12 protein-coding genes are annotated in these 12,922 nt (G+C 58.2%); 8 read left to right on the plus strand and 4 right to left on the minus strand.

Annotated elements, in window-relative coordinates; all coding sequences use genetic code 11:
* Nucleotides 1-5 precede the first annotated feature (5 nt).
* The gene (locus VN577_05630) at nt 6-1,130 is read right to left on the minus strand and encodes an aldo/keto reductase (GenBank protein ID HWR14285.1); all 1,125 of its coding nucleotides are present in this window, start codon (nt 1,128-1,130) and stop codon (nt 6-8) included.
* A 182-nt stretch (nt 1,131-1,312) separates the two neighbouring features.
* On the opposite strand from VN577_05630, the gene VN577_05635 reads away from it, so the two are divergent.
* Nucleotides 1,313-1,567 carry a YtxH domain-containing protein gene (locus VN577_05635; protein ID HWR14286.1) on the plus strand — a complete coding sequence of 85 codons (255 nt, stop codon included), beginning with the start codon at nt 1,313-1,315 and terminating at the stop codon, nt 1,565-1,567.
* Nucleotides 1,568-1,637: 70 nt separating this feature from the next.
* Here VN577_05635 and VN577_05640 read toward each other — a convergent pair whose 3' ends face one another.
* A complete protein-coding gene (locus tag VN577_05640; GenBank protein HWR14287.1) occupies nt 1,638-1,823 on the minus strand; it encodes a DUF6800 family protein in 186 nt (61 codons plus the stop codon).
* A gap of 194 nt (nt 1,824-2,017) precedes the next feature.
* Here VN577_05640 and VN577_05645 point away from each other — a divergent pair, with 194 nt between their 5' ends.
* From VN577_05645 to xseA, 6 genes are all read left to right on the plus strand, one after another.
* On the plus strand, nt 2,018-2,239 hold the full coding sequence (locus VN577_05645; protein HWR14288.1) for a hypothetical protein: 222 nt from the start codon (nt 2,018-2,020) through the stop codon (nt 2,237-2,239).
* 293 nt (nt 2,240-2,532) lie between these two features.
* Complete coding sequence (locus VN577_05650) at nt 2,533-3,219, plus strand: sigma-70 family RNA polymerase sigma factor (protein ID HWR14289.1); 687 nt, start codon at nt 2,533-2,535, stop codon at nt 3,217-3,219.
* 6 nt (nt 3,220-3,225) lie between these two features.
* On the plus strand, nt 3,226-4,167 hold the full coding sequence (locus tag VN577_05655) for a HEAT repeat domain-containing protein (GenBank protein HWR14290.1): 942 nt from the start codon (nt 3,226-3,228) through the stop codon (nt 4,165-4,167).
* Between the two features lie 55 nt (nt 4,168-4,222).
* Complete coding sequence (locus VN577_05660; GenBank protein HWR14291.1) at nt 4,223-5,422, plus strand: hypothetical protein; 1,200 nt, start codon at nt 4,223-4,225, stop codon at nt 5,420-5,422.
* A gap of 28 nt (nt 5,423-5,450) precedes the next feature.
* Nucleotides 5,451-6,626, plus strand: coding sequence for a PDZ domain-containing protein (locus tag VN577_05665; protein HWR14292.1), 1,176 nt, complete (start codon nt 5,451-5,453; stop codon nt 6,624-6,626).
* 99 nt (nt 6,627-6,725) lie between these two features.
* On the plus strand, nt 6,726-8,093 hold the full coding sequence (gene xseA / locus VN577_05670; GenBank protein ID HWR14293.1) for an exodeoxyribonuclease VII large subunit: 1,368 nt from the start codon (nt 6,726-6,728) through the stop codon (nt 8,091-8,093).
* Here xseA and VN577_05675 read toward each other — a convergent pair.
* Both VN577_05675 and VN577_05680 read right to left on the minus strand, forming a co-directional pair.
* Nucleotides 8,090-8,971, minus strand: coding sequence for a VOC family protein (locus VN577_05675; GenBank protein ID HWR14294.1), 882 nt, complete (start codon nt 8,969-8,971; stop codon nt 8,090-8,092). The genes xseA and VN577_05675 overlap by 4 nt on opposite strands.
* Before the next feature lie 11 nt (nt 8,972-8,982).
* Nucleotides 8,983-10,008, minus strand: a complete 1,026-nt coding sequence (locus VN577_05680) for an oxidoreductase (GenBank protein HWR14295.1) — start codon at nt 10,006-10,008, stop codon at nt 8,983-8,985.
* A gap of 76 nt (nt 10,009-10,084) precedes the next feature.
* Here VN577_05680 and polA point away from each other — a divergent pair, with 76 nt between their 5' ends.
* Nucleotides 10,085-12,880, plus strand: a complete 2,796-nt coding sequence (gene polA / locus VN577_05685) for a DNA polymerase I (protein HWR14296.1) — start codon at nt 10,085-10,087, stop codon at nt 12,878-12,880.
* Nucleotides 12,881-12,922 lie beyond the last annotated feature (42 nt).

Below are 12,922 nucleotides of genomic sequence, written 5' to 3' on the forward strand. Positions count from 1 at the left end.
TTCCCTCAGTTTCGTGCAAACAATGCTTCCCAACCCTCTCGCGGCATCAGCGGTTTGCTTGCGACCTGGAGATTCGTTTCCACATGGCGTTTGCTGCCCATCCCGACAAGTGACGTAGTCAGGTTGGTAGCGGAGCGCGCGAACTGGATCGCGGCTTCGGAGTCGGTGTCAGAGCCAAGAATTTGCTTCAACTGCTCCGGTAATCCCGAGGTGAGATTTCCCTGATGCAGCGTCCCGCTGCCGACAACTGCTACTCCGAACTCTGGAGCGTGCGTCAGCAAGGATGCGTTGGCGCCGTCACGCGACTGGTTTGCGTAAGCATAGGCCTCAAGCATTGCCAGGTTGAAAGGCAACTGCACGAAGCGGAAGTGATGGTCCTTGCCAGCCACCTGCGTCGCGATTTGTACGAAGTGCTCGACGGAGAGATGCGAGCGATCAGCCGGATTGGCACGAAAGCCGTTCCAGGTAGCGGCGCCATAGTAGCGGATGCGATTGTCGGAGACAGCGCGCTCGAGCATTTCGAAAGCCGTACGAAGGCGCGAGTAGAACAGCTCGCGCGACACGTGGCTGAGTTGTGATTCAGGGTTGTGGACGTAAAAGACATCGAGAGTCTGCAGGCCGAGGTTGCGGCGACTGCGCTCGATCTGGTCGGAAAGGTAGCGCGGATTCATGCAGTGAGATCCGCCGACGATTTCCCCGGCGGGCGCGAGGCCGCTCTCGATGTATTCGCGCCGCAAGTAGGAGACGGCGTCGCGGGGCATGTCGGTGTCAAAGGGCAGATAGCCGGCCTTCGTGCAGACGAGCACTTCATCCCGCGAAACGGTTCCGGCGGCGACCGCCTGGCGAAGGGCTTCTCCGAGATTTCTCTCGGAGCGCTGATGACGGTAATTGATGGCAGTGTCTAGTACGTTGATGCCGGATCCTATCGCCGCGAGTAGAGCTGCTGTGTAGGCAACATCGGCTTCGGCCGTGGGATCACCGAGATAGGTTCCGATGCCGATCGAGGAGAGCCAAAGATCTCCGGCCGCTGGGACACCGGGAGCATGTCGGTAAAAGCCCGCGTTGGCGAGATCTGTGAATCGGGAGCGAAAACGAGAGGTGCCTTCGGGCGTAGCGAAGCCGGCGATCATCCGGTTAGTGTAGCAATGCAGCAGCGGGATCTGAGAATCCGGAACTGCACCGCGCGCGAGTCGGCAAACTTTGGCTGTGGCTGCGCATCTCTCCTTGCGTAGGGTAAAGCTTGTCTGAGGTGGGCAGTCCTCTTTGCGACACGAGGCCGCTCCTCGGCAATCCCCAAGTCCAAGGAGGCAGTATGAAGTCGTTCTTGATGGGTCTGGGCATCGGCGTTGGCCTGGGTGTGCTGTTCGCTCCGATGAGCGGCGAGGAAACGCGCAGCCGTCTTTCGGAAACTGCGAGTGATCTGGCCGATTCGGCCCGCGACACGGTGGAACAGGGCCGCGACCGTATGCAGCGTGGCGTCAGCGCCATTCGTAGCGCAACGGATCGCATGACCGGCAGCAGCATCGGCGAAACGCGTCCGACGGGAACGGAAACGTCGACGTTGTAATAAAAGCGGTTCAGCAGAACAAACGTGGCAGCCGAAATGGCTGCCATTTTGTTTTGGCCCGACGAGGTTGCTACTTCTGCAGCGGGCGGAGGAAGTCTTCCGAAGACATCGGAGGAACCAGGCGCTGGAGTTTTTCGAGAACAGCACGCTTGTCGCCTTCGTTCTTTGCGGCTTTGTAGTGCCGGCGCAGTGTACTGATTTTGCGGGCGCGCGCCCAGCGACGCCGGATTTCGCTCTTACGGGTGGGTGTGGTCATACAGTCTCCTGTCGAAATGAGTACGTGAATAGATTCAGGCATTCCTCGCATTCCGGTCAACCATGCTGTCACACGGGTCCAAAGTGACAGGATTTTGTGTTACCTGAGTACCCCAGATTACCTCTGTACTGTTGTGAGTTGAATGATGTAACTCCATTATGAGTTGGCGCATCAGATGAGGTGCGAGAACAAAGATGAACACCGCGATTTCAGCAGCGATACAGCAGATGGCGAGCCGGGTGGCCTTGGTAGGCCACGGCGCACGGACTGCATGGACGCTGGCGAGCGCGGTGATTGCGGTAGTAGCGGGAATTTCGACTTTGAACATGGCTGTCGCCGATATCGGCATGGCGACGCTGAACGAGATCGCCTCCCCCTGGGTACAACAGATCGCCCGGCTAACACGCCAGGCTTAGAACGGGGTTGGGGCGTCGGAAGTATCGATGGCGCTCAGGGCACGGATGAAACCGTGCCCTTTAATTTTGCGGGAATTTTGGGAGTTCCAATCCGGGAATCGGGTAAGTCCTACCTTTTCAACTGCTTACATTTGATCACAGGTTTTTGAATTTTCGTCCCAGAGCGGCGGGTCCTATAATTGCTCACCCTTCGACTGCCAGCCCGTCTAAGTCGTTGCAAGCCAGAGAGCTAGTGGCTCTGGCGAGCGGCCCGAATCCAGCAGAGGGAACGACAGAAGACAGGTGAACGCAAGATGCCGGCCGAGTCAATGACATGGTCGTTTGCGGTTGGCGGCGCGAAGAGAATGGAGCGCAGTGATGCGGCTTCACCAAGTCGGGGGCGAATGGCAGGGCAGACACAAGGTCGCGTAGACGACACGAACCTGATCCGAGAGGCGCAGAAGGGAAACCATCGCGCATTCGAGGAATTGATCCGGCAATACGACTCGGCAGTGTTGCGACTGGCGTTGCACCTGACGGGATCGCCGGATGACGCCCAGGACATATACCAGGAAGCGTTCCTGAAGGCTTACAAGAGCGTCGGCAATTTCCGGTTCGAGTGTTCGTTCTACACGTGGCTATACAGGATTGTTACGAATCTTTGTCTCGACCACCTGCGCAAGAGGCAGGTGCGCAAGGAGGATTCGGCAATTGTGAGCGACGGCGATGGCGAGGAGTACAGCCTGCTGGACCAGGTATCCGACGATCGCGCCGCACACAATCCCGAGCACGACCTGATGCGCAAAGAGCTGGGACGCAAGATCGGGAAGGCGCTCACAAGACTGACCGAAAGAGAGCGCATGGTTTTTGAGTTGAAGCACTACCAGGGATTAAAGCTGCGAACCATCGGCGAGATGTTGAGCACGACGGAAGAGACAGCGAAGAACACGTTGTTCCGGGCCACGCAAAAGCTGCGGCTCGCTCTGGCGGAGATGAGGTAGGGAAGTATGAACTGTCAATGGGTCAAAGAAAACACGTTCCTGTACGCCTATGACGAACTAAGCGACGATTTGCGCTTCGAGTTCGAGCAGCATGTGAACCGCTGCGCCGATTGCGCGAACGAAGTGAAGGCGCTGAACGGCTTGCGAGCTGCCATGGATGCGGCACCGGTGCTGGAGCCTTCGGCGAGCTTGCTGGCGTCCGCACGTATGCGTCTGCAGGAACAGTTGGAAATCGCAGAGCAGGAGCGCGGATGGAAGCGCTGGTTCTATGACCCGTTTGCGATGCTGGGCCAGATGAAGTTTTCGCCGGCACTGGCGGCGGTGATCCTGATGGTCGGGTTTGTCGGCGGCGGAGCAGTCACGTGGAAGATGGCGCACAGGCCGGGAGTTGGCGGTGGTGGCGTTAATGCTCCGGTGCAGGAACAGCCGACCGCGATGTCGATTGCGGGCATTCGTGAAATCCAGCAGGATCCGACGACTAACAAAGTTTCCATCAAGTACGACACGCTTCAGCCGCAGACCGTGGAAGGCAACATCAACGATCAGCGAATCCAGCAACTGCTTCTCTACGCCGCACGGAATAACAACAACTCGGGTATCCGGCTGAACTCGATCAGCGCGCTGACGCAGCAGCCGGAGGACAGCAAGATTCGCGAGGCGTTGATTGCATCGCTGCGGTTTGATTCGAATCCAGGCGTTCGTTTGAAGACGTTGGAAGCACTGGGACCGTATGTGAAGGACGACCAGGTGATCCGCAACGCGATGGTGGAAGCGTTGCTGCACGACACGAATCCAGGGGTTCGCTCGCTGGCGCTCCAGATGTTGCAGCCGGTGAAGGGCGACAGCACGGTACGGATGACGTTGCAGTTCTTGTCGGAGAAAGACAAAGACCAGGCGATACGGCGGCAGTCGCGGGCGATGTTGGCAACTTTGCCGCAAATTTATTGATACGGGACAGCCATTTTAGAGTAGGCCGACTCGGGGCGAGTCAGGAGAAACGAAGTTGAAACGCAGACTACAAATCGCGACGGTGTTGGTGATGGCGGTGATGATCACCCTGCCCATGCTGGCGCAAAACTCGCGGGTGTACCGCGAAGGCAATGCGTGGGTGGAGGAGATCACCGGTACATTGCCGCATGCAAGGAATCTGAAAGTCGTCACTGAGCTTGGCTCGGTCAACGTCAACGGCGGGAGCGGGGCGGAAGTTCGATACACCATCAAGAAGCGCTCTTATGTGACATCGGAACAGGATGCTCGCCAGGCGTTCCAGCAGTTCCAGGTGTCGGCTTCGAAGCGCGCCGATTTCGCGGTATTCCAGGGGAGTGTTGAAGGTGGACGCGTCCGCAGGTTCAACGCTGAGTTCAGCCTCGTAGTTCCGCGTGACCTGGCGCTGGTGAAGTTGAGCAGCGACGGTGGGAGCATCAACGTTCGCGGGATCGGCGGGAGAGTGGAAGCTGAGACGGGCGGCGGATCGGTGCAACTGGACGACATCGGCGGATTCGCGATCGCTGAGACGGGCGGTGGTTCGATTGAAGTCGGCCGCTCGAATGGAGAGCTGAAGCTCACCACTGGCGGCGGCAATATCAAGGTCGTCTCCGCCAAGGGCCGCGTGGCGGCCAGTAGTGGCGGCGGAAAAGTATGGGTCGGTAAGGCTTCGGCGGTTGCGGTCGAGACCGGCGGCGGGTCAGTAGATGTGCAGAGCTGCAATGGTGAGACCAGCGTGGAAACCGGCGGCGGTACTATCGACCTGGGAACGATCAATGGTCCAGTAACGATGGAGACGGGCGGGGGATCGATTCGGTTAGCTGGCGCGACGGGGCCGGTCAAGGTAAGTACGGGCGGCGGAAACCTTGAGCTCTACAAGCTTATGCAGGGAGCGAAGGCTTCGACGGGAGCAGGTTCGATTACTGCCGAATTCTCAGGTACTCCGTCTAACGCACAGGGATATTCGTTGCTGGAAACTTCTGCGGGCGACGTGGTGGTCTACGTTTCTCCGCAGGCAAAGCTGAACGTAAAGGCCGTGATCCAGACGGCATTCGGACACAAGATTTCCTCGGACTTCCCCGAGTTAAAGGTCACCACCGAGGGCGGCGATTGGGGCCCAAAGACGGTGTACGCGGAAGGCGGCTTGAACGGCGGAGGACCGCTGCTCAAGGTGCGGACGACGATCGGAAATATCTACATCCGCAGAGCAAGACAGTAAGGGGCTACTTCAAATCAGGAACAAGGTCATGCGTAAAGCGAGCCTAATTTTCGTAACTGTTATCGTAATCTCGGCATTAGCGGTCGCCCAATCGACGCCGCCGACACCACCAACGCCGCCGACTGCGGCCACTCCCGAAGTGCCACAGACTCCGGATGTGAAGCCACCGAGAGCCCCTCGCGCGCCACGGGCACCCCGAGCGCCGAGAGCGCCACACAGTGTCAACCGGGGTTCGTATCTCGGTGTTGACACCAAAGACGTGACGCCTGAACGGACGGGCGCACTGAAGTTAAAGAGCGACAAGGGCGTCGAGATCGTGATGGTAGATTCCGACGCTCCGGCCGGAAAAGCAGGATTAAAGGAGCACGACGTCGTCCTGAGTTTCAACGGCAAGAGGGTTGAGGACGTGGTGCAACTCCGGCAGATGATCCGCGACACGGCCCCGGGAACGAAAGTGAGCCTGGGAATCAGCCGCGATGGCCAGCAGATGAACGTGCCCGTCGAACTGGCATCGAGAACCAGCATGTGGTCGGGCGAAATGATCCGGATTCCGAAGATCGACATTCCTCCGATGCCCGAGATCGAAGTTCCTTCCTTCGCGATGCTCCAGTATTCGCGCCGGAATGGGTTAATGGTCGAAAACCTGACGCGTCAACTGGGTGAATTCTTCGGAGCGAAAGAAGGCAAAGGCGTGCTGGTCCGTTCGGTGGAGAAGAACAGTCCAGCGGAATCGGCCGGCTTTAAAGCAGGAGATGTGATCATCCGCGTTGGCAGCGAACCGGTGGAGAATATGGCGGACTGGAACCAGATCATGCGCCAGCAGCAGGCAGGCAAGGTCCCAGTCACGGTGATTCGTGAGAAGCGCGAATCAACTTTCACACTAGCCATGCCGGAGCGTCGCGGCAATCGGTCTCTGAAAGACGGGTTCGATTTGGACGGGGATAACGTCGTCATTGCCGACCTGAATCCGCATTGGCGTGAAGACTGGGAAAAGGTCCGGACGGAGCTCAACAAGAAGCTGAACGACAAGAAGTTCCAGATGGAACTGCAGAAGGACCTGAGAAAGTCGCTGGAGAAGAGTCAGAAAGAGGTCCAGAAGCAGATGGAAGAGGCACGCAAGGCGATGAGTAAGGCGATGAAGGACCTGGAAGACCAGCGAATCACTATCGACTTCGACGACGACATTCACGACGACAAGAACTAACCTCCTGTCACTGTGACCAAGGCGCGCTCCCCCAGCGCGCCTTTTTGATTTCCTACCGAATGAATCGTTGAGGCATTCCATCAAGTAAACTGGGGCTTAGTGTCCCTGGGCGAACAACTCGACTTCACCTTTCAGCCGATGCGACGCATCTTTACCGTGCGTGACCTGGTCTCGGCGATCCGCACGCAGTTGGAGCGCGAGTATACCGACGTGTGGGTGGAGGGAGAGATTTCCAATTACCGCTCGGCAGAGTCGGGCCACCTGTATTTCACTCTGAAAGATGATGCCTCGCAGTTGCGGGTGGTGATCTGGCGTACGCAGGCCCGACTTCTTCGCTTCAAGCCGGAGAACGGATTGCAGGTGATCGCTCGCGGTCGCGTGACGGTCTACGATCAGCGCGGGGAACTTCAGCTTTCCGCCGATTACCTCGAGCCGAAAGGTGCGGGCGCACTGCAGATCGCGTTCGAGCAACTGAAGGCGAAACTCGCGGCGGAAGGACTCTTCGATCGCTCGAGAAAGAAAGCGATTCCGCGCCTTCCGAGAAGGATCGGCATTGTAACTTCCCCTCGCGGAGCCGCATTGCAGGACATGCTCAACATCCTGCGCCGTCGGCATGAAGATGTCGGTATATTGATTTACCCGGCGCAAGTGCAGGGAGATGCGGCAGCCCTGGAAGTTGCGACAGGTGTGAAGTACTTCAACCGGGCAAAGAACGTGGATGTCATTGTGCTGGCGCGGGGCGGAGGGTCGCTTGAAGATTTGATGGCCTTCAACGACGAAGGCCTGGCACGGACGATTGCCGCGTCGGAGATTCCGGTGATTTCCGCCGTCGGCCATGAGACCGACTTTACGATCGCAGACTTTGTTGCCGACATGCGCGCGCCAACTCCTTCAGCGGCTGCGGAGTTGGTGATTGAATCGAAACGCCTGCTGGAAGAGCAGGTCGCGACACTTAGGCGAAGGCTGGCGCGAGGTGCGCAATATCAACTGCAGCAGCTTCGACTGCGACTGACGCAACTGGCTCAACACGGGGCGTTTGCCAGTATGCGCGAGGCGATTCGCCGGCGCGATCAGCGGGTGGATGAGCTTAGGTATCGCCTGGCCCAGGCAGAGAGAAAGTTGATTCTTGCCCGGATGCGGCGCCTCGATGTGGCATCCACGCGTCTGCGCCATCTGGACCTGCGTCTGCGGCTGAACTACTTCCATAAGCAACTCGATACGCATGCGTCGGGAATGACGTCAGCGGTGCGCAACCTGCTGGCTCGCCGGAGGGCGACACTGGAGCATTTGACTGCGCAACTGAAGGCGCTTTCTCCTACGAACATCCTGGAGCGTGGCTATGCTTTGGTCTTCGATGCCGAAGGCAAGCTGGTGAAGAATGCCGCGCAGGTCCAACCCGGACAGGACATCAGCGCACAGGTCGCAGACGGGAAGATCACTGCAACGGTGAAGCGGACCGAAAACTAATCGGCCGTTGGATGAGGTCCCGTGAATTCAGAGCAGCATGGCTTCTCTGCTGGAGTGAATTCCATAAACTCGATCCGAACATCATCTGGATCCCAAACATTGAGCTGACGTTTGCCGTCGCGTCCAAGTTGCGTATGCTCGGCTTTTGTCGGCTCCCATCCTGATTTTGCGAGACCCTTGGCTGCATCATTGATGTCGGCGATGCCGAGCGAGTAATGATTCATGATGCCCAGCAAGTGGTGATCGGCGTTGGGTTTTACATCCAACATGTACTCCATCCAGTCGGTGCCCTCCGGAACCTGGGACGAAACCCAAATCGGATGGTCCTCGGTCCATCCGCCGTACCAGTAAGGACGGAAGCCGAGGATCTCGCGGTAGAGGCGGTCCATTACTCCACGGTCGTTGACGACAAAGCCAACGTGAATCATGCGATGGGAGATGTCGCCCCGTTTGTCACTGAGCTTGCCCGGCTGCAGAAACACAACACGGTGCCCTTCGGCATCCGTGATCTCGAACTCCTGGCTTCCGTCGGAGTTCTTCTGCACAGTCTTCGGAACACTGATCTTCTTCACCTCGAGATAGCGGCGAAGTCCTTCTGCATCGGCGGTCTTGAAGCCGATGACTTCCATGCCATTGTTGCGGCCGTCAGCCTTGATGACCTGAACGTACTGGTCTTTGCCGACCTGGTATTGACGGCAGTCCTTGATCACGCAGGGAACTTCAGGAAGGCGAAGCCGTTCGGTATAGAACTTGTGCGATGCGTTTACGTCTTTGGCGAGGATGCGAACAAGAGCAATGCCGGTGATGGCGGGACGCTTGAGTTCTTCCGCAAAACTAATGGTGCTTATGACCACGAGAAGAGCTGCGAGTAGTTTCATCCTCATGTCTCCTATGAAGGCCAGTCGAGCGTTCGGCGTTGGGCGCTGCTTTCGATGGCGAGCTCCATCGCACGCATCACGTTGAGAGCTTGCTCGGGCGTGACGGCGATTTTGGCTTTGCCGAGTATGGCGTCGCGAACATTTTCGTAGTAGCCGCGATAGTTCCCCGGAACCGTGGGGATGGTTTTGACTCCATCGGCGATGGTAAGTTTGCCCCACGAGGCTTCTGGTTCCGTGCCCCAACCTTGTTGCGTGGGGTGGCCGCCCGCTTTCATCGCGTCTTCCTGCGGATCGAGCCCGTACTTGGTGTATGTGCCGGTGGTACCGCAGATCCAGTAGCGCGGACCGGGCGCCGCGGTAACCGGAGAGGCACGCAGCAATGCGCGCAGCCGCGGATAATGAAAGGTGATGTCGAAAGCATCGTCAACAACGCTGCCATCCCGCTCTTTGCGGAGATCCGCAGTGATAGCTTGAGGCGTCCCGAAAAGCACGAGTGCCTGGTCGATGAGATGCGGCGCAAGATCGAAAAGCAGGCCCATACCGGGCACAGGCTTTTCGTGCCACGTGCCACGGAGATTCGGACGAAAGCGGTCGAAGTGCGTTTCGAAGATGACGATGCGCCCGAGTGAGCCGTCGGCGATGATCTTCTTCACTGTCTTGAAATCGCCATCCCAGCGGCGATTCTGGAAGACAGTGATGATGCGTTGCTGCTTCTTCGCAAGCGCAACCAGTTCTTCGGCTTCCTTCAGTGTGGGCGTGAAGGGCTTGTCGACGACGACATGGCGTCCGGCCTCGAGGCACTGGCACGCGATGGAATAGTGCGAGTCGTTGGGCGTGGCGACGACGACGAGTTGGATGTCTTTATCGGCGAGCAATTCGTCCACGGTTCGAACAAAATGGACAGAGCTGTAAGCAGGATCAGGCTCTCCGCTGCGACGCATGATAGCCGCGAGCTGAAATCCTTCCACGAGCTGAATGAATGGGGCGTGAAAGACTCTGCCCGCGAGTCCGAAACCGACGACACCAACCTTTATCATGAGCGCCTTCCTGCGCTGGCATTTTACAGGACACTGATCCTGCGCGGGTCCGGTTCCAACTGGTAGACTTTTCCGGTTGGCTACGAAGAAGAAAACTACTGCTGAAAGTGCCGCGCCCGCGGAAGCTGCAACTTACGTGGCGAAAGGCCCCGAAGACACTCAGAAACTCGGACGTGTGTTCCTGATCGACTCGTTTGGGTTGATCTTCCGGGCGTATCACGCGATGTCGAGACAGCGCTCCATGTCCACCAAGGCGGGTATTCCCACGAGCGCGAGCTATGTCTTCATCAACATGCTGCGCAAACTGCGGGAGGATTTTCATCCCGAGTACGTGGCAGCCGTGTTCGATACCTCCGGCCCGACGTTCCGCGATACGAAAGCGCAGGAAGTAACAGCGGTAAAGAAGTTCGACCTCAAGACCCAGACATTCCAGGAGATCGAGTACAAGGGCTACAAGGCAAACCGTTCGGAGATGCCAGCCGACTTGGCGCAGCAAATCCCATACATCCGGCGAGCGCTGGAGGCGTACCGGATTCCGATCCTGCAGATGGAAGGCTTCGAAGCAGATGACGTGATCGGGACGCTGGCGAAGAAGGCTGCGGACGAAGGCTTTCCCGTGTACGTGGTGTCGAGCGACAAAGACATGCTGCAACTGGTGAACGAGCGGGTCTGCGTCCTGAACCCGCCGAAGGACAACCTGATCTGCGATTCGCGGAAGGTGGAGGAAATCCTGGGCGTTCCGCCGGAGCGCGTGATCGACGTGATGGCGCTGCGCGGCGACTCCATCGACAACATTCCGGGAGCGCCGGGAATCGGCGACAAAGGTTCGGTGGATCTCATCCAGAAGTTCGGCTCACTGGACAACCTGCTCGAGCACGCGGAACAGGTGGAGAAGAAGACTTATCGAGAGTCGCTGCTGAATAACAAGGAGACCATTCAGTTCAGCCGCGAGATGGCCACCATCGACTGCAATGTTCCAATCGACTTTGACCCGGCGCCGATGAAGATAGGCGATCCGGATATGAACGTCCTTCGTGAACTCTTCACCGAGTTGGAGTTCACGTCGCTGCTGAAGGATATGGTGGCCGGCGTGGATGAGAGCCAGACCGAGTATGGCGAGGCGAAGTCGGCGGCAGATATTGAGAAAGTCATGAAGTCGCTGGGCAAAGATGGCGTGCTGGCCGTTGCACTCGATGTGCCCGCGCAATCTGAAGAGGAAGCGGAATCTGCGGAAGAAGGGCAGGAGCAACAGGGACAGTTGATGTTGTCGGCGGCGCCAGCGAGTTCGCCGAAGCTTCAGAAGGTAGCCATCTCAGCGGCGTCAGGTAAGGCAAGTGTGGTGTCGCTGGACGACAGCGATGCCGGCAAGGTGCTGAAGCGCTCGCTGGCTGATGCGAATGTCGAGAAGGCCGTCCACGATTACAAGTCGGCGATCCATGGGTTCGACGAGTGCGGGGTGAAGCTCGATGGTGTCCGCGACGAGACCATGCTGTATTCGTACCTGCTGGATCCGACGTATTCGAGCCACACGCTTCCGGAAGTGGCGCTACGGCGCTTCAACGTGAAGCTGAGCGGCGGGTTGGCGGAATCGGCCGACATTACGCAACGCCTGGCGAACCTATTGCGCGATGAGGTGGAAAGCAAAGGTCTACGCAAAGTTTACGACGATATCGACCTCCCGCTCGTTCCGGTGCTGGCGCGCATGGAACAGGCTGGCGTGAAGATCGACTGCGATGTCCTGCGAGACATGTCGGCTCGGCTCGACAAAGACTGCTACGCTGTTGCCGAGAAGATCTACGAGAAATCGGGGCAGCGGTTCAACATCAACTCGCCCAAGCAACTGGGCGACGTGCTGTTTAACAAAATGAACCTGCGGAAGCCAGTGAAGTATGGCAAGGGCAAGACGATTTCGACGGCCGTTGACGTCTTGCAGGAACTGGCGACCGAGCATGAGGTTCCGCGGCTGGTGCTGGAGTTCCGCCAGTTATCGAAGTTGAAATCTACTTACGTCGACGCACTGCCGCTGATGCTCAACCATTGCACGCAGCGTCTGCATACGACTTTCGATCAAACGAACACGGCGACCGGGCGATTGTCTTCGAAGAACCCGAATTTGCAGAACATCCCGATTCGCACCGAGCTTGGACGCGAGATTCGCGCAGCGTTCATCGCCGAGCCCGGACATGTGCTGCTGTCGGCTGACTACTCGCAGATCGAACTGAGGCTGCTGGCGCATTTCTCGGAAGATCCGCTACTGATCGAATCCTTCGCGAACAATGAAGATATTCATACCTCAACGGCGGTGCGTGTGTTTGGCATAGGCGCGGACGAGGTCACGCCGGAACATCGGCGTCGGGCGAAGGCAGTTAACTTCGGCATCGTGTACGGGCAAACGCCATTTGGGCTGGCGCAGACGCTCGGCATCGACCAGAAAGAGGCGAGGCAGTTCATTGAGGCGTATTTCGCGAAGTACACGGGCGTCCGCAAGTGGCTGGACGACATCGTCGTCGAGGCGCACGAGAACAAGATGGTGAAGACGATGTTCGGGCGGATGCGTCCACTGCCGGATATCGATTCTCGCAATCCAAACCTGCGCGGGTTTGCCGAACGCACGGCGATGAACACGCCGCTGCAGGGCACAGCCGCCGACCTGATTAAGCTGGCGATGATTCGCCTGGATGCCGATCTCCGCGAGCGCAAGCTGAAGTCGCGAATGACGCTGCAAGTTCACGACGAACTGGTGTTCGAAGTTCCCGAAGAGGAAGTGGATGTGATGATGTCTCTGGTGTGCGAACGCATGGAGCAGGTGTGGCCCTTGCGGGTGCCGCTCCAGGTGGATGCGGGGACGGGTAAGAACTGGCGGGACATTTAGCCGACCCGAAGTACGCTCCCACCCTCCGCCGGGAAGGTGGGA

The sequence above is a fragment of the Terriglobales bacterium genome (genome assembly GCA_035561515.1).
GTDB lineage: Bacteria > Acidobacteriota > Terriglobia > Terriglobales > Acidobacteriaceae > DATMXP01.